The organism is Azoarcus sp. DD4, from assembly GCF_006496635.1.
Classification (GTDB): Bacteria; Pseudomonadota; Gammaproteobacteria; order Burkholderiales; family Rhodocyclaceae; genus Azoarcus.
In genome coordinates, this window is record NZ_CP022958.1 from 3,241,438 (window position 1) to 3,257,869 (window position 16,432).

The following is a 16,432-nucleotide window of genomic DNA, read 5'->3' on the forward strand; positions in this document are numbered from 1 at the left end:
GGCAAACAGGGCCGGCCGCACCTGTCCTTAAATCCCGCACAACGAGGGAGAAGCCCGATGAAAGCCATCATCCTGGCCGCGGGAGCAGTGGCGCTCCTGTACGGCACGGCGGCAGTCGCTGCGGCCGGGAAACTCTCCGCCGCCGACGAGGCAGCCGCCTTCAAGGCCGCCGGCTTCAAACTCAAGGGCAAGCGCTGGCAGGCTTGCGACGACCCCACCCCGGGCTACAGCGCCGGCGTCATCGAAGACGTGCGCGACGCCAACGGCGACGGTCTCCCCGAGGCGGTGATCGCCGAAGGCGGCAGCTTCTGCTACGGCCACACCGGCTACGGCTACAGTCTTGTCAGCAAGCAGGCGGACGGTCGCTGGAAGCTCGTCAGCAACGGTACCGGCATCCTGCAGTTCCTCGACGCCAAAGGCGCTGGCGGCTGGCCGGACATCCAGATCGGTGGTCCGGGCTTCTGCTTCCCGGTGCTACGCTGGAACGGCCGCGCCTACGTGCAGCACCGCCATGAGTACGAGGGGAAGCCCTGCCGCAGCCGCTAAACGGCTCCGACACCATATTTCGCGGAGCTGCAGCGCCGGATTTCACACCCGGCACCGTTTCGGGCGGCCGGAAAACCGGGCGGATCGACTAAGATCCTGCCCCATGATGCTGAAGCGCATTTCCCACAGCCTGCTTACCCGCCTGATCTGTTTCGGTTTGCTGCTGGTCGTCCTGGGCGGAAGCGCTCGGTTCTATTTTCAGGCCAAGTTCCTCCGCGAGGATCTCACCCAACTGGTGTCGGCCCAGCAACTCGCCTTCGCCGAAGCCGTCGCCCAGGATATCGATTTCAAGTTGCAGGACAGGCTGCGGCTGCTCAACCGCCTGTCCGCCACCCTGCCCCAAAGACTGCTCGACCAGCCGGAGGCGCTGCAGTCCTGGCTGGCGGAGCGCTATCAGCTGAACCCGGTGTTCTCGCTCGGCATCATCGTTGCCGACTCCGCCGGCCGGGTACTCGCGGAATACCCCCCTTTCCCGGGACGCCTGGGTGCCTCCATCGCCGACAACCCGGACTTCATCCGCGCCGTTGGCGGCCAAGGCGGAATCGGCCGGCCTCAATTCGGCATCTTCACCAAACAGCCGCTCCTGCCGATCGGTGCGCCGCTCAGCGGCCGCGATGGGCGCGTGCGTGCCGTGCTGATCGGTCTCACCGAACTGTCGGCACCGGATTTCCTCGATCGCATTTCCGCCGGCCGCATCGGCGAGACCGGGGGCTTCCTGCTGGTGTCCCCCGCGGACCAGCTATTCGTCGCAGCCGGCCGGCCCGACATGATCATGAAGCCGACCCCGCCGGGCGGCGTTAACCCCCTGCACGACCGCGCCATGAAAGGCTTCCGCGGCAGCGGCATCACCACCAACGCGCAGGGCGTCGAGGAAGTGTCGGCCATCGCCAGCGTGCCCACCACCGGCTGGTTCGTCGTGGCGCGGTTACCGACGGCCGAGGCCTTCGCCCCGGTGCGGCGTGCGCAACAGGTCGTGATCCGCCACAGCTTCACCGCGATGCTCATCGTGCTGCTGGTGGCCGGCTTCATCATCCGCCGGATGCTGGGTCCGCTGCACCGCGCCGCCCATCTCGCCGACCGCATGACCCACGGCGAGATTCCGCTGGCACCGCTGCCGGTGGTGCGCGACGACGAGGTCGGCCACCTCACCCGCGCCTTCAACCAGCTGTTGTCCAAGCTGAGCCGCAGCCAGGCCGAGCTGCAGCGGATGGCCCACCACGACGAACTCACCGGCCTGCCCAACCGCGTGCTGCTCGCCGACCGCATGCAGCAGGGCCTGGCGCGGGCGCGGCGCAAGGGCACCCGCATTGCCGTCCTCTACCTCGATCTGGACGGTTTCAAGCCGATCAACGACGAACTCGGGCACGAGGCGGGCGACCTGGCTTTGCAGGAAGTGTCACAGCGACTGACGGGCGTGCTGCGCCAGAGCGATACCCTGGCCCGCGTTGGCGGCGACGAATTCGTCTTGCTGGTCACCGACCTAGCCGACGGCGAACTCGACGGCGTGGCCGAGCTCGCGCGCCGGTGCATCGACACCCTTTCACCGCCGCTGCTACTCAAGGGCAGCCTGCGCATGCTGGGCGTATCGATCGGCATCGCATTCAGCGAGGGCGAGGACGACGCCGACCGCCTGTTGCTGGCGGCGGACGAGGCCATGTACGCGGCAAAGAAAGACGGCCGCGGTCGCTACACGATTGCGCCGATGCGCGCGGACAGGCCCGCCCTTGCATCGGTCCTGGCAGTGGGCGCGGCCGCTCCTTCTGCCGTCCCCGAGCCGCAGACGTCAGGCAACTGAGGCCCTTCACGCCGGCGGTGACGGCAGCGCAGGCCGTCGCCGTCCACTATGCTGTCTGTAGTCTCACGCAAGCGCTTCGTACCAGCCCGCCGGAGGACGTGCCATGACCATACAGCTCGACCACGTCATCGTGCCCTCGCACACCCGGGACGCTTCGGCCAGACGCCTGGCCGAACTGCTGGACGTGCCCTGCGGGCCCGCCCGGGCCGGCCCCTTTTACGCCGTATATGTGAATGACGGCCTGACTCTCGACTTCGTCGAAACCGAAGACTCCTTCCCGGTGGAACACTTCTGCTTCCGCGTGGACGAGGACGACTTCGACCGCATTCTCGGCAGGATCCAGGCCGCCGGCATCGACTATCGCAGCGCCGTACGCGGCCCCACCGACTGGCGGATCAACACCGACTACGGTGGCCGCCAGATCTACTGGAACGTGCCCGACGGGCATCAATGGGAAATACTCACCGTCAGCTACGCCCGCCGGGGCGGCTAAGGAGTTCTCCATGCTGCAAACCTATCGCGGCAGCTGCCACTGCGGCGCTGTCCGTTTCGAAGCCGACCTCGACCTGACCCAGCCGACCTTCCGCTGCAACTGTTCCATCTGCCGCCGCACCCGTTTCTGGGCCGCGGTCGCCAGGGCGGACGGCTTCCGCCTGCTGTCCGGCAAGTCGGAACTCACCCGTTACGTCTTCAACTCGATGAAGAACGAACACTTCTTCTGCCGCCATTGCGGCGTGCGCGCTTTCGGCGTGGGCAACGACACGCCTATCGGCAAGATGTACGGTGTCAATCTCGGTTGCCTGGACGATGTCTCGGACGAGCAGCTCGCGACAGTCCCGATCACTTATGTCGACGGCCTGGAAGATCGCTGGCAGCAGGCGCCGGAGTTCTGGCGGCACCTGTAGCGCCGGGTGCCACTCCCGGACGGGGACCGTGCGGCGTCACCGGCATCGCGGCAGTCTTCGACATGCCGGGCGGACGCGCGCGCCACTGACCATGCCACCGCAGATCGCCGCCGGCTGCCGCAAGCCGAGATTTACGGGAATGCCGCCAGAGTGGAAAATCCGGTCCTGACCCGCGGGCCGACGCGTCATTCGCCACCGTCCCCGCCGCCTGCACACCCAACATAACGATCCGATGCGCACCCTTACTCCGCAGCAGGCCCTGCTGCTCTCGCTGGCCGCGGCCGTCAGCACCATAGGCATGAAGACCGCCGCCTGGTGGCTCACCGGCTCGGTCGGTTACCTTTCCGACGCGCTGGAATCGCTGGTCAACCTCGCCGGAGCCGGCTTTGCGCTGGTGATGGTGTCCTACGCACAGGAACCGGCGGATTCGCGCCACCCCTACGGCCACGGCAAGGCCGAGTATTTTTCCGCAGCCTTCGAAGGCGGGCTGATCTTCCTGGCCTCCGTCGCCATCCTGTACACCGCCGGCGAACGCCTGCTCAATCCGCAGCCCCTCGGCGAACTCGGCATCGGCACCGCGCTGTCGGTCGGCGCCAGCCTGATCAACTTCCTGGTGGCGCGCGTGCTGTTCCAGGTTGGAAAGGCGAACCGCTCGGTCGCGCTGGAGGCCGATGCCCGCCATCTGATGACCGACGTATGGACCACCGCCGGGGTCGTCATCGGCGTCGCGATCGCCGGCTTCACCGGCCTGACCTGGCTCGACCCGGTGATCGCCGCCGCGGTGGCGCTCAACATCCTGCGCGAAGGCTGGCAGCTGATGCATCGCTCGGTGGACGGCCTGATGGACGGCGCCCAGAGCGAGGAGGAGATCGCCGCCATCGAGACGGTGCTGCAGTCCTTCGCCGCCGAGGGCTGCCGCCACGCCAATCTCACGACCCGCGTTGCCGGCGCCCAGCGCTTTGCCGAAGTGGACATCCGCGTGCCGGGCGACTGGAGCGTCACCCGCGCCCATGCGCTGGCGGACGCCGTCGAACGCATGGTCGAGCAGCAGACCCGCACGCGCCTCAAGACGCATATCGAGCCGATCTGAGGTCTCAGCGCGGCGCATCGATCAGCGCGTCGACCTCCTCGTCCGAAAGGCCGGCGCCGTCGCACAGCGCGTAGCCCTTGTGGACACTCACCAGGTAGGGCAAGCGGATGAAGAAGACATTCATCGGCCGCAACTCCTCCACCACCAGCGCCTCGACCCGCCGCTCTCGATAGGCGGTCTGGCAGACGCGCGCCGCCACCTCGCGCCACTGGCCCGCGACCGCGTCCTGGTTGGTCCAGGGAGCAACGTTGGACTTGATCACGATGTAATGCAGACCCGGCCGCAGCACCTCGTGGAACACCCCGCCGCCCATCGCGCTCGGACCGCTGCCGAGATCGTGGGTCGAGGTGCAAGCAGCCGCCAGCGCGCACGCCACGGCAATCCGGCCCTTCATGGCGCCGCCGGCCGCAGTGCCGCATTGTCGGCTTGCATCATGCGGGGCGCGAAATCGACGACGCTGTCGCCGGCCTGCGCTTCGCCACGCGCCTTCACCACGGCGAGATCGTCGGCGAGCCGGTTCGACACGGTGAAAAAGGCGCCCTGCACTTCCGGCACCCTGTGCGCATCCCGTCCCATCCGCAGATGGCTGACGAAGCGGCCCAGGTAGGCGAGCCCGCCAGCCTCCACACGGAACGGCACCGCACCGGCATCCGCCTCGTAGAAGTGCGCGGCCCAACCGCCCATGGGCGCGTTCCCGACCATGATGCTGACCAGCTCGTAATCGCCCGCCGGCAGGGTGGCGACGAAGACCGTGCCGTGCGCCGTCGCATCGCGAAAATCCACCGGGGTACGGTACACGAGCGACAGCACCGCACCCATCACGCCCACCGGCGAATAGAACAGGAACTCCCCCTGTCGGCGGGTTCTATCGGCCGATGCCGGACGAAACTGGATGCTGCTGAAATCGACGGTGGGCGCATCGCTCGACACACCGATGCTGCCGAAGACGCGTCCCACGCCCGGACTGCCCGCCGCCACGGTCGCGGGCGGCAGCTGGACGTTGCCGACGCAACCAGCCAGCACGCTGGCAAGGCAGCTCGTCAACAGACTGTGGCGGCGCATCGCGTCCGGCCTCGCCGCCTGCTGCCTGCGCCAGACACCGCCGCGGGCAGTGTGGCGCGCTCGTGTATGCCCATCGGCCGCTCTCCGCAGTGAGATGGAAATCATCATCCCACCGCTCGCCGACAGCCGGTTTGACGGCGCTCAATCCGCCTTGCCGCGAGCGGACCGACGCCGGTGCCGGCCCCCTCAGCCCGTCCCGAGCGCCGCCATCGCCTTCTCGGGCGATCCTTCCAGCCCGGCGGAGCCGGCGCCGGTCTTCATCGCCGTCGCCATGGTGAACATGTGCTCGATCGAGGTGCAGTCGTGGTAACCCAGCCGCGCCGGCGGACGGACCTTGAGGATGTCGATGCGGCCTTCCGGGGTCAGCGCCCAGTCGGCGATGTGCACCGCGATCACCTTGCCGAACACCACGTCCACCGCACCCATGGCGCCGTTGCCCGGCAGGCGCAGCGTGGTCATGTATTCGCATTCGAACTGGACCGGCGATTCCGCCACCCGCGGCGGGCGGATGCGGGTGGCGGCCGCCTTGGTCAGCCCCGCGACGGCGAACTCGTCCACCTCGGGCGGCAACTCTTCCGAACTGATGTTCACCGCCTCGTCCAGGTCATAGGTCGCCATGTTCCACACGAACTGGCCGGATTCCTCCGCATTCACGGTGGAATCCTTGCGCTTGCCCTTCGAGGTCTGTTCACTCCCGGATTTCCGGCTCGACCAGCAGGGCAAGTTGCGCCAGCGATTCCTGCCAGCCCAACGTGCACATTTCGACCGGAATCACTGCCGGAATACCCTCCTGCACGATGCCCAGCTCGGTGCCGCAGGACACCGGCTTCAACGTCACCGTGGTCTGCATGACGCCGGGCAGGTTGGGGTCGTCGAAACGGTCGGTGTAACGGATCAGCGAACCGGGTTCGAGCGCGAGGTATTCGCCGCCGAAGCTGTGGCTGTGTCCGGTGGTGAAGTTGGTGAAGGACATGCGGAAACTACCGCCGACACGGGCATCGAGTTGCTCCACATGCGCGGTGAAACCGTAAGGCGGCAGCCACTTTGCGAGGCCATCCGGATCGAGAAAGGCGCGGTAGATGCGCTCGGCCGGGGCGCGCAGGACACGATGGAAACGGACGGTACCGGTGTTCATGATGTGCTCTCCTTGCTGGGGTCTGGATTGCCGGGGACGGGATAGCGGAGCGCCCCGTCTCATCCCTACGTCGAACGGGCAAACCCGGAATCGACAAACCCTTCACGGTGTACCCCCGGCACGGAATAATGCTCCACCTCGCCCAGGCCCGCAGCCTCGGCACCAGCGATTCGCTACCGCCTCGCTGGCGCAGCCGGCGACAAAGGCCCCCGGCAGGCACCCGCACAGGCCACCCGCATCAGCACGGCAGCAGCACGTCGAGATAGCTCGCCAGCGGTTCGTCGTCGCCGACCGGGCGGGCCAGCGCCACCTCGTTGGATTTGAACACCGCCACCACCTCGGCACCGACCTCCAGCGGATGCTCGCGCAGATTGCGTACCGTCAACGTCGATACGATGGTGTCGCGCACGCCACGGCGGTCGAGCACCTCGATCTCGACCTCGGCCAGCACCGCGTCGGCGCGAATCGCGATGACCTTGCCGCGCACCTGGTTGCGCGCATTGAGCGCCTGCACGGTGAGCAGCCGGTCCAGCACCCTGCCCTCCAGCGCGGCAAAGGCGGCATCGCCGCGGGCACGCGGGCGCGGCAGCTCGACCTGCTGGTCGAGCGCGATACGGCCGTCCTCGATGATGACGATGCGGTCGGCCAGCGCCACCGCCTCGCTCACGTCGTGGGTCACCAGCACCGCGGTGAATCCGTGCTCGCGCCACAGCTGCTCGATCAGGCGGTGCATCTCGATGCGGGTGAGCGCGTCGAGCGCGCCCAGCGGTTCGTCGAGGAGCAGCAGGCGCGGCCGGTGCACCAGCGCGCGCGCCAGCGCCACCCGCTGGCGCTGGCCGCCGGAGAGCCGCGCCGGCCACTCCTCGGCGCGGTCCACCAGGCCGACCTGGGCCAGCGCCTGGCGCGCCAGCTCGTTCACCACCCAACGCTTGCCGGGCAGGCCGAGGGCGACATTGTCGATCACCTTCCTCCACGGCAGCAGCCGGGCATCCTGGAACATGATGCGGGTGTCGTCGTCCAGACCGTCGAGCTCACGGCCATTCACCGCGAGGCGGCCGCCATCGGCCTTGTCCAGCCCGGCGAGCAGGCGCAGCAGCGTGCTCTTGCCGCAGCCGCTCTTGCCGACGATAGCGACGAACTCGCCCGGCCGGATGTCGAGATCCAGCTTGTGCAGCACGGTGCGTTCGCCGAAGCGGCGCTCCACCTGCTCCACCCGCAGCGCCACGCCCTGCGCGCCGCGCTGCCCCTGCTCCGCCACATGGGCGAATTCCTTGCTGTCGATTGCACTCATCGCTGTCATCCCGAATCTCAAACCGGCTGGTAGGCGGTGTTCCAGCGCAGCCACACCCGCTCCAGCCCGCGCGCCACCACGTCGGCCAGCTTGCCGAGCACCGCGTACAGCAGGATCGCCAGCACCACCACGTCGGTCTGCAGGAATTCGCGCGCATTCATCGCCATGTAGCCGATGCCGGAGGTCGCGGAGATGGTCTCGGCGACGATCAGCGTCAGCCACATGAAGCCGAGCGCATAGCGCACGCCGACCAGGATGTTGGGCAGCGCGCCCGGCAGGATCACCTGGCGGAACAGCGCCCAGCCGGACAGGCCGTAGGAGCGCCCCATCTCCACCAGCGCGGCATCCACCGAGCGGATGCCGTGGAAGGTGTTGAGGTAGATCGGGAAGAACACCCCGAGCGCGACCAGGAAGAGCTTGCCCTCCTCGCCGATACCGAACCACAGGATGACCAGCGGGATCAGCGCCAGGTGCGGCACGTTGCGCACCATCTGCAGCGTGGTATCGAAGAGCTTTTCCGCCAGCCGGTAGCCGCCGTTGATCAGCCCGAAGAAGAAACCGATACCGCCGCCGATGGCAAAACCGGTGGCGGCGCGGGCGAAGCTGGCACCGAGGTGGGTGAAGAGTTCGCCGCTGGCGGCGAGCGCGTAACCCGCCTGCAGCACCGCCAGCGGCGCCGGCAGGATGCGGGTGGACAGCCAGCCGGTCTGCGCGGCGAGCTGCCACAGCACGACGATGGCCACCGGCACCAGCCAGGGCAGCGCGGCGGCAAGAGCGGGCCGGCTGCGCCAGCCGGTGGTCGCGTTACTCATGATGTTCTCCTGCTGCCGGAGGCGCCCGCCGGATCAAGCCGGTTTCCATAGTCGTACCTCGGTCGCCACCACCTTCTTCGGCAGCAGCTTCTCGTCGAAGAAGGCGTCCGCGATGCGCTGCTGCTCGCCGAGCTGGTCCGCCGCCACCGCGCGCACGTCGTAGCTGCGGCGGCCGTTGGCGAGTTCCACCGTGTCGGCGTCCAGCCCCCACACCGGCGCGAGCTGCGCCGCCGCTTCCTTCGGGTTGGCCTTGACCCAGCGTCCGGTCTGCTTCAGTTCGTCGAAGATCAGCGCCAGCACGTCGGGCCGGGCCTCGGCGAAACTGTCGGCGGCGAGGTAGTAGCGCTTGTACTCCGCCACCGCCGGCTCACCGGTGAGCCGCCGTACCTTGGACTGGCGCTGCACGCCGGCGAGGAAGGGATCCCAGATCGCCCAAGCATCGATCGCACCCTTCTCGAAGGCGGCGCGGCCATCGGCCGGGGTGAGGTAGGCCACTTCGACGTCGCGCGGCGACAGCCCGCCCTTGGCAAGCGCGGCGATCAGCAGGTAGTGCGCGCCCGAGGCCTTGGCGACGCCGATCTTCTTGCCCTTGAGGTCGGCCAGCGACCGTATGGGCGAGACTTCCGGCACGACAATGGCCTGCGCGGTGGGCGACGGCGCCTCCTGTGCGACATAGGTCAGGCGCGCGCCGGCGGCCTGCGCGAACACCGGCACGGTGTCGGCCACATCGGCGCTGAAGTCGATGCTGCCGACATTGAGCGCTTCCAGCAGCGGCAAACCGCTGGTGAATTCGAACCACTCGGTCTTGAGGCCCAGCGGCGCGAGACGCTTGTCGAGCGCCCCACGCGCCTTGGCCAGCACGGTGAGGGTGGAGGACTTCTGGTAGCCGATGCGCACCGCCTTGCCGTCCCAGGCCGCACGGGCGAAGGACGGCAGCAGCGCGGCGGAGGCGAGACCGCCGAGGGTGATGAGGCTGCGGCGGCGGGTGGGGGAGAAGGGATTAGGCTTGTGCATGCTCATGTTCGATCCTGTCGGGGTTAGGCTCAACTCGCCGACGCCTTCGGATAAAGATCGTTCGCCACCATCTCCCCGAACGGGCTTACCAGCGTCGGCGCCTTGCGCAGATTCCCGGCGGTGGCGTTGGTCAGCCCCGCCGCCACGTCGGTGTCGAAGCGCGGGTTCGCCACGTTCAGATGCGGGAACACCAGTTCGGCGAAGCGGTACGCTTCTTCCAGGTGCGGATAGCCCGACAGCACGAAGGTGTCGGCGCCGATCGCGGCGTATTCCTTGATGCGCTCGGCGATGATCTTGCCGTCGCCCACCAGCGCGGTGCCGGCGCCGCCGCGCACCAGTCCTACGCCGGCCCACAGGTTGGGGGCGATCTCCAGCTTGCTGCGGTCGCCGCCGTGCAGTTCGCGCATGCGGCGCTGGCCTTCGGAATCCATGCGGCCGAGCGAGGCCTGCGCCTTGGCGATGGTGTCGTCGTCGAGGTAGCGGATCAGCTCGTCCGCGGCCTGCCACGCCGCCGCCTCGGTTTCGCGCGGGATCACATGCAGGCGCACGCCGAAGCGCACCTGGCGGCCCTCCTTCTCGGCGCGTTTCCTCACGTCGGCGAACTTCTTCGCCACCTCTTCCGGCGCCTCGCCCCACGACAGGTAGAGCTCGACGTGCCTGGCCGCGGTGTCGTGGGCGCGGTCCGACGAGCCGCCGAAGAACAGCGGCGGATGCGGCTGCTGCAGCGGCGGGAAGAGTTGGCGCGCGCCCTTTACCTTGATGTGCTTGCCGTCGTAATCGACCGTCTCGCCGGACAGCAGGCGCTTCCACACGTCGAGGAATTCGTCGGCGTGCGCGTAGCGTTCGTCATGGTCGAGGAAGATGCCGTCGGCTTCGAGGTCGGAGGCGTCGCCGCCCGCCACTACATTCACCAGCAGCCGGCCTTCGGACAGACGGTCCAGCGTCGCCGCCTGACGCGCCGCCACCGTCGGCGAAATCGTCGCCGGGCGCAGCGCGACCAGGAACTTGAGATGGCGGGTTACCGGCACCAGGCTGGAGGCGACGATCCAGGAATCCTCGCACGAGCGCCCGGTGGGTATCAGCACGCCGCCATAGCCGAGGCTGTCGGCCGCCTGGGCGATCTGCTTGAGGTAGTTGTGATCCACCGCGCGCGCCTGATGCGCGGTGCCGAGGTAGCGGCCATCGCCGTGGGTGGGCAGAAACCAGAAGATGTTGAGCTTGTTGTCCTGACTCATGGGTGTGCTCCGCAGGTATTCGTCGTGCGCGAAATCAGGGCGCCGGGCGCCACACGGCACCGGCAACGTCCAGCTTCTTGGGGATGAGCTTCAGTTCGAACAGCGCGTCGGCCATCTGCTGCTGGTGCTTCACCACGTCGTTGGTGAGCGGCTTCACGCCGTAGCCGTAGCGCGACACCGACACCGCGGCGACCTCCACCGGCAGGCCGATCTGCGGCGCGACGATGGCGGCGGCGTCCTGCTGGTTGGCGCCCACCCAGGTGCCGGTTTCGTTGATCGCGACCAGCGCCGAGGCCAGCACTTCCGGATGCTTGTGCACGAAGCTGCGCGCGGCGATGTAGAAGTTGTAGTTGTTCACGATGCCGCTGCCGTCGGCAACGATGCGGGCGCCGATCTGCGCTTCGGCGGCGGCGCCGAACGGGTCCCAGATCGCCCAGGCATCGACCGCGCCCTTCTCGAAGGCGGCGCGCGCATCGGCCGGCGGCAGGAACACCACCTCGATGTCGCTGTACTTGAGCTTGGCGGATTCCAGCGCCTTCACCAGCAGGTAATGCACGTTGGAGCCCTTGTTGAGCACCACCTTCCTGCCCTTGAGTTCGGCCAGCGACTTGATCGGCGAATCCTTGGGCACCAGGATCTTCTCGGCGCGCGGCGCAGGCGGCTCGTTGCCGACATAGACCAGATCCGCACCCGCGGCCTGGGCGAACACCGGCGGCGTCTCGCCGACCACGCCGATGTCGATGCTGCCGACGTTGAGCCCTTCCAGCATCTGCGGCCCGGCGGGGAATTCGGTCCACGTCACCTTCACGCCTTCGGCCTTGAGACGGGCGTCGAGGTTGCCGCGCGCCTTAACGATGGACAGCGTGGAACCCTTCTGCCAGCCGATGCGGATTTCCTTCTGCTGCGCATGGGCCGGGCCGGCGGACAGCACGGCGAGGCCGGCAGCCGCGGCGGCAAAGCGGATGAAGCGGCGGCGATTGTTTGCATGGCTCATGTTGTTTTCTCTCCCTTGAATGCGCTCAGACCTTGGCGATCGACACTTCGGTCGACTTCACCAGCGCAATCACCTCGCTGCCGACTTTCAGTTGCAGCTCCTGCACCGAGCGCGTCGTAATGACGGAAGTGACGATGCCGTGGGGCGTCTCCACGTCGATTTCCGAGACCACCGGGCCGTTGATGATTTCCTTCACCTTGCCGCGGAATTGATTGCGGACGTTGATCGAATGAATGGACATGACGCTATTTCCAAAAAAATAATATCGATATCTGAATCAATTAGACCCGCTCCTCGCGAGCGGGAAATGAAGTACTCAATGCCGTGCCTTCCGGCGGCTGCCGGCAGCCTTTTCCTTACGTACCGGACAATCGACCGCGATGCAGTCCGATTCGGCCGGCACCACGAAACGCGCGAGTTTGTCGCGCATGTCCACCAGCGAATGACGGCAATACACCACCGGCACGCCGCGGCTCTCGGCCTGGCGGCGTACGCTGTAGAGGAGGTCGTGGTTGATGCGGTCGCACAGCACCACCACGAAACGGGTGTCGCTCGGGATCGCCCGGCGGTTGTCGCCCACCTGGCGGCCGGACCAGTGCTCGGTGCGGGTCACGCCAAGATGGGCCGATTGCTCGAGTTCCGCCCGGATCGCGTCGACCCGGTCCGCACCCACCACCAGGGCCCGCGTTGCGCTTGCTTTCATCCTTGCCTCCCGTTGTCTCTGCGGCCTGCGCACCCGCCATCGGGCAGCACAGCCATCGCTCTGGCAGCCAATTTGCAGCAGGGGATTTATCCGGAGCCAATACTATTTATTGCGTTGCTTATTCCGCGACATTGGAAATTCCGCCAATCGCTGTGCATTCGAGCAAGATTCCGGCATGCCGCCAGACAAAAGAATTCGATATGCGGAATACCGATATGGAATTCCCTTTTTATTGGTTCGTGGGCGACGGCCCGGAAACTAAGCTTTTTCGCCAGTGATGCCGCCGCCAATACGGCGGACATCGAATCCGATCCGAACCAGGGAGTTTTCATGCGTACCAAACCGCTCGTCCGCGCCGGCCTCGCCGCGCTTGCCTTTGCGTTCGCCTCCGGCGCCGCGATTGCCGAATCGATCAAGGTCGGCTACCTGCCGGTCACCGGCCATGCCAAGTTCTTCGTCGCCAAGGAACAGGGCTTCTTCAAGCAGGAAGGGCTGGACGTCGAACTGGTGGAATTCGTCAATTCCGCCGACGGCCTCAACGCGGTGGTCGCCAACAAGCTGGACATCGGCGCCTTCGGCACCACCGCGCCGCTGGTGCATTACTCGCGCGGCGCCGATCTCAAGATCATCGGCGGCATCATGGGCGAAGACGCGGCGATCATCGTGAAGCCGGAAAACGCCGACAAGATCCGCAACGTCGCAGACCTCAAGGGCAAGAAGATCGCCACCATCCGCCTCGCCACCGGCGACGCGGTGCTGCGCGCGGCGCTCAAGGACCAGAAGATCGACTGGAAGAAGGACGTCGAGATCTTCGAACTGAAGAGCCCGCCGGCGGTGCTGGAGGCGGTGAAGTCCGGCCAGGTCGATGCCGGCGTCACCTGGGGCCCGCACGACATCCGCGCCGAACGCCAGGGCCTGAAAGTGGTGATCCGCACCGGCGAGCTGCAACCCGGCCATCCGTGCTGCCGCCTGGTGGTGAAGTCCGAGCGGCTGAAGGAAGGCGACACCTGGGATCGCTTCCTGCGCGCCATCCTGAAGGCCGAGAAGTTCGCCGCGCAGAACCGCAAGGAAACCATCGATTCCATTCAGAAGTACGTGAAGCTCGACCGCGACATCCTCGAGCAGGGCTACTACTCGCCGCACCTGGAACAGGGCACCGACCCCAACGTGAAGGGCACGCAGAAGTTCTGGACGACCATGGTGTCCTCCGAATTCATCGAGGGTAGCCGCCCGCTGCAGCCGGCGTTCGCGCTCGATCCCTACCACCGTGCGCTGCAGGGCCTCGCCAAGGAACAGCCGAACGACCCGTTCTGGAAGCAGAAGCTGAAGGCGGAACAGGAAAGGAACGTGCTGTGATCGTCGCTGCACGGCCGTCCGCAGGGAGAGTGTGATGACAACCGGCAACAGCCTGCGCGTCGAAGGCCTGGCCTTCGCCTACGGCGAGCGCGAGATCCTGCGCGGCATCGAGCTGAACGTGGCCGAGGGCGAGTTCGTCGCCCTGCTCGGCCCCAGCGGCTCCGGCAAATCCACCCTGCTGCGGCTGATCGCGGGGCTGGAGAAGCCCAACCGCGGCCGCGTTGCCGCCGCCGGCAAGCCGGTGGCCGGCCCCGGCCCGGACCGCGCGGTGGTGTTCCAGCACTACGCGCTGTTTCCGTGGATGACGGTAGCGGACAACGTCGCCGAAGCCGTGGCCAAGTCTCACCCCGGCCTCGGCCGCGCCGAGCGCCGCCAGCGCGCCTGGGAACACCTGGAGCGCGTCGGCCTCGGCGACGCCGCCCCGCGCCATCCGTTCGAGCTGTCCGGCGGCATGCAGCAGCGCGCCGCGATTGCCCGCGCGCTGGCGCTGGAATCGCCCTTCCTGCTGATGGACGAACCCTTCGGCGCGCTCGACCCGATCAACCGCGCCAGGCTGCAGGACCTGCTGATCGAGGTCTGGCAACGCGGCCGCCCGCGCCGCACCGTGGTGTTCGTCACCCACGACGTCGACGAAGCCCTGCTGCTGGCCGACCGCGTGGTGGTGATGGGCGCCTCGCCGGGGCGGATCATCGCCGAGCACGTGGTGCCGTTCGCGCGGCCGCGCAAACGCGCGGCGCTGTTCGGCGAGACAGCGTTCCATGAACTGCGCGAGCGGATCGCGGAGGCGCTGGATGCGGACACGCTGGCGGGGTTGGAGGTGGTTTGAGCGGTCAGGTACTGAGCGTCGCGGTATTTGAGCACCAACACAACGCGCGCCGTGGGTTCTGTTCCTCCCCCTTCAAGGGGAGGGAGACACACGGCACGCCCACTGAATTTCTGGAGCACCCCATGAGCGCCCAACAAACCGCGCTTGACCACCCCACCACCCCGGCCGCCGAGCCCGCAGCGCCCCGCTTCCGCCTCCCCTTCGCCTGGGAACCGTGGGCCTTCGCCGCCGTGCTCGTCGCCATCTGGCAGGCGATCGGCAGCGCGCTCGCCGGCAGCGGCAACCCGTTGCTGCCGCCGCCGATCACCGTGCTGCAGGCACTGTGGGATTCGCTGCCGGAACTCGGCCGCGGCACCGTGTCGTCCCTCCTCATCCTCATCCCGGGTTTCGGTGCCGCGCTGGTGCTGGGCGTCGCGCTCGGGCTGGCTGCCGGTACCACGCCGCGGCTGGCGCGGGCCTTCTTCCCGTTCGCCAAGGTCGCCGCGCCGGTGCCGCCGACGGTTTATATCCCCTACGCGATCGCGGTGCTGCCAACCTTCCACCTGTCGGCCACCTTCGTAGTCTTCGTCGGCGCCTTCTGGCCGATCTTCCAGAACGCCGCCGCCGGTGCGCTGGCGGTGGAAGGCCGCCACCGCGACAACGCCCGCGTGCTCGGCTTCGGCCGGCTGGAAACCCTGCGCAAGGTGATCTTCCCGGCCGCGCTGCCGCACGTCTTCTCCGGCATGGCGGTGGGCCTGGGCTTCTCCTTCATCCTGCTGACGGTGGCCGAACTCTTCGGCGCCAACGCCGGGCTGGGCCGCTTCGTGCAGTACTACGCCGACTTCGCCGACTACCCGCGCATGGTCGCCGGCATCCTCTACACCGGCGCGGTGACCTGGGCGGTGATGAGCCTGCTCGACGCCCTGCGCCATCGCGCCTTGTTCTGGCTGCGCTGATCGCCAGGGAGACCGCCATGTCCAAGCCCCATCGCCCACATCGCAGCCCCTTTGCCGACGCGACGGTGCCCGAGCTGCCCAACCCGCTTCCCGATGCCATCCCGGGCGAACCGCTGCCGCCCGCGGACTTCACCGCCGAGCGCGAAGGCCTGCTCGAGCGCAGCCTGTGGATAGGCCTGATCGGCATCCTGCTGCTGCTCGCCGCGCTCTTCGCCGATGGCAGCGTCGGCGCAGCCAGCGCCGCACCGGCCACCACCGCGGCCAAGCACGACGACGGGTTCTTCCCGCCCACCGCCGATCTCGCCAGGGCGCTCGCCCAGGCCCGCAAGGATGGCAAGCACGGCGTGGCGGTGCTTTACGAGATGAACGGCTGCAGCGACTGCGCCCGCCTGCGCGCCACCAGCTTCAAGGACGCCGGCCTGCGCCGCGACTACCAGCGCGACTTCGTTGTCGCCAGCGTGATGGCGGACGAACCCACCGCGCTGCGCGACTTCGACGGCAAGCCCACCAACCAGGCGGAATTCGCCCACGCGCAGCGGGTGTATGCGCTGCCGACGGTGGTGTTCTACGACCTCGACGGCATCCCGGTGGCGCGCCAGGTCGGCAACACGCTGGCGCTGGCGGACTGGCTGCGCCTCGGCCGCTACGTGCGCGAAGCCGGCTACGAGGAAGCCCCTTTCTCCGCCTGGAAGCCCGCCGCGCGCAAGGGCAGTTGAACCACCGCACACAGGAA

General features: G+C 67.7%; 21 protein-coding genes. 10 read left to right on the forward strand and 11 right to left on the reverse strand.

Annotated elements, in window-relative coordinates:
• The first annotated feature begins 57 nt into the window (after positions 1–57).
• From CJ010_RS14985 to CJ010_RS15005, 5 genes are all read left to right on the forward strand, one after another.
• On the forward strand, positions 58–546 hold the full coding sequence (locus CJ010_RS14985) for a hypothetical protein (RefSeq protein ID WP_141018776.1): 489 nt from the start codon (positions 58–60) through the stop codon (positions 544–546).
• A gap of 103 nt (positions 547–649) precedes the next feature.
• Positions 650–2,341: a GGDEF domain-containing protein gene (locus CJ010_RS14990; RefSeq protein ID WP_141018777.1), complete on the forward strand. Its 1,692-nt coding sequence runs from the start codon at positions 650–652 to the stop codon at positions 2,339–2,341.
• Positions 2,342–2,444: 103 nt separating this feature from the next.
• Positions 2,445–2,834: a VOC family protein gene (locus tag CJ010_RS14995; protein ID WP_141018778.1), complete on the forward strand. Its 390-nt coding sequence runs from the start codon at positions 2,445–2,447 to the stop codon at positions 2,832–2,834.
• Positions 2,835–2,844: 10 nt separating this feature from the next.
• The gene (locus tag CJ010_RS15000) at positions 2,845–3,246 is read left to right on the forward strand and encodes a GFA family protein (protein WP_141018779.1); all 402 of its coding nucleotides are present in this window, start codon (positions 2,845–2,847) and stop codon (positions 3,244–3,246) included.
• Positions 3,247–3,478: 232 nt separating this feature from the next.
• Positions 3,479–4,336 carry a cation diffusion facilitator family transporter gene (locus CJ010_RS15005; RefSeq protein WP_141018780.1) on the forward strand — a complete coding sequence of 286 codons (858 nt, stop codon included), beginning with the start codon at positions 3,479–3,481 and terminating at the stop codon, positions 4,334–4,336.
• Between the two features lie 4 nt (positions 4,337–4,340).
• Here the strand turns inward: CJ010_RS15005 and CJ010_RS15010 are convergent, their stop codons facing one another.
• The 11 genes from CJ010_RS15010 to CJ010_RS15060 all read right to left on the reverse strand — a co-directional run bounded on the left by CJ010_RS15010 (position 4,341) and on the right by CJ010_RS15060 (position 12,582).
• Positions 4,341–4,730: a hypothetical protein gene (locus CJ010_RS15010; RefSeq protein WP_141018781.1), complete on the reverse strand. Its 390-nt coding sequence runs from the start codon at positions 4,728–4,730 to the stop codon at positions 4,341–4,343.
• Complete coding sequence (locus CJ010_RS15015) at positions 4,727–5,398, reverse strand: hypothetical protein (protein ID WP_141018782.1); 672 nt, start codon at positions 5,396–5,398, stop codon at positions 4,727–4,729. The genes CJ010_RS15010 and CJ010_RS15015 overlap by 4 nt, the downstream gene beginning before the upstream one ends.
• Before the next feature lie 186 nt (positions 5,399–5,584).
• Positions 5,585–6,052 (reverse strand): flavin reductase family protein, encoded by a 468-nt coding sequence (locus tag CJ010_RS15020; RefSeq protein ID WP_168224967.1) that lies wholly within the window; start codon positions 6,050–6,052, stop codon positions 5,585–5,587.
• Between the two features lie 34 nt (positions 6,053–6,086).
• A complete protein-coding gene (locus tag CJ010_RS15025; protein ID WP_141018784.1) occupies positions 6,087–6,533 on the reverse strand; it encodes an SRPBCC family protein in 447 nt (148 codons plus the stop codon).
• 238 nt (positions 6,534–6,771) lie between these two features.
• On the reverse strand, positions 6,772–7,824 hold the full coding sequence (locus tag CJ010_RS15030) for an ATP-binding cassette domain-containing protein (protein ID WP_141018785.1): 1,053 nt from the start codon (positions 7,822–7,824) through the stop codon (positions 6,772–6,774).
• Between the two features lie 17 nt (positions 7,825–7,841).
• The gene (gene ssuC / locus CJ010_RS15035; protein ID WP_141018786.1) at positions 7,842–8,636 is read right to left on the reverse strand and encodes an aliphatic sulfonate ABC transporter permease SsuC; all 795 of its coding nucleotides are present in this window, start codon (positions 8,634–8,636) and stop codon (positions 7,842–7,844) included.
• Between the two features lie 33 nt (positions 8,637–8,669).
• Positions 8,670–9,656, reverse strand: coding sequence for an aliphatic sulfonate ABC transporter substrate-binding protein (locus tag CJ010_RS15040; RefSeq protein ID WP_141018787.1), 987 nt, complete (start codon positions 9,654–9,656; stop codon positions 8,670–8,672).
• Between the two features lie 23 nt (positions 9,657–9,679).
• Positions 9,680–10,885 (reverse strand): FMNH2-dependent alkanesulfonate monooxygenase, encoded by a 1,206-nt coding sequence (ssuD, locus tag CJ010_RS15045; protein WP_141018788.1) that lies wholly within the window; start codon positions 10,883–10,885, stop codon positions 9,680–9,682.
• 34 nt (positions 10,886–10,919) lie between these two features.
• Positions 10,920–11,879: a sulfonate ABC transporter substrate-binding protein gene (locus tag CJ010_RS15050; RefSeq protein WP_141018789.1), complete on the reverse strand. Its 960-nt coding sequence runs from the start codon at positions 11,877–11,879 to the stop codon at positions 10,920–10,922.
• A 25-nt stretch (positions 11,880–11,904) separates the two neighbouring features.
• Positions 11,905–12,120, reverse strand: coding sequence for a molybdopterin-binding protein (locus CJ010_RS15055; protein WP_141018790.1), 216 nt, complete (start codon positions 12,118–12,120; stop codon positions 11,905–11,907).
• Between the two features lie 75 nt (positions 12,121–12,195).
• Positions 12,196–12,582: a DUF2325 domain-containing protein gene (locus tag CJ010_RS15060; RefSeq protein WP_141018791.1), complete on the reverse strand. Its 387-nt coding sequence runs from the start codon at positions 12,580–12,582 to the stop codon at positions 12,196–12,198.
• Between CJ010_RS15060 and CJ010_RS15065 the strand changes: the two genes are divergently transcribed.
• From CJ010_RS15065 to CJ010_RS15085, 5 genes are all read left to right on the forward strand, one after another.
• Entirely contained in the window at positions 12,573–12,860 is a 288-nt protein-coding gene (locus tag CJ010_RS15065; protein WP_141018792.1) for a hypothetical protein, read from the forward strand. The genes CJ010_RS15060 and CJ010_RS15065 overlap by 10 nt on opposite strands.
• A 52-nt stretch (positions 12,861–12,912) precedes the next feature.
• Positions 12,913–13,938, forward strand: coding sequence for an ABC transporter substrate-binding protein (locus CJ010_RS15070; RefSeq protein WP_141018793.1), 1,026 nt, complete (start codon positions 12,913–12,915; stop codon positions 13,936–13,938).
• Positions 13,939–13,972: 34 nt separating this feature from the next.
• Positions 13,973–14,764, forward strand: coding sequence for an ABC transporter ATP-binding protein (locus tag CJ010_RS15075; protein ID WP_141018794.1), 792 nt, complete (start codon positions 13,973–13,975; stop codon positions 14,762–14,764).
• A 122-nt stretch (positions 14,765–14,886) separates the two neighbouring features.
• Positions 14,887–15,699 (forward strand): ABC transporter permease, encoded by an 813-nt coding sequence (locus CJ010_RS15080; protein WP_141018795.1) that lies wholly within the window; start codon positions 14,887–14,889, stop codon positions 15,697–15,699.
• 17 nt (positions 15,700–15,716) lie between these two features.
• Positions 15,717–16,415, forward strand: a complete 699-nt coding sequence (locus CJ010_RS15085) for a thioredoxin fold domain-containing protein (protein ID WP_141018796.1) — start codon at positions 15,717–15,719, stop codon at positions 16,413–16,415.
• Positions 16,416–16,432: the final 17 nt, after the last annotated feature.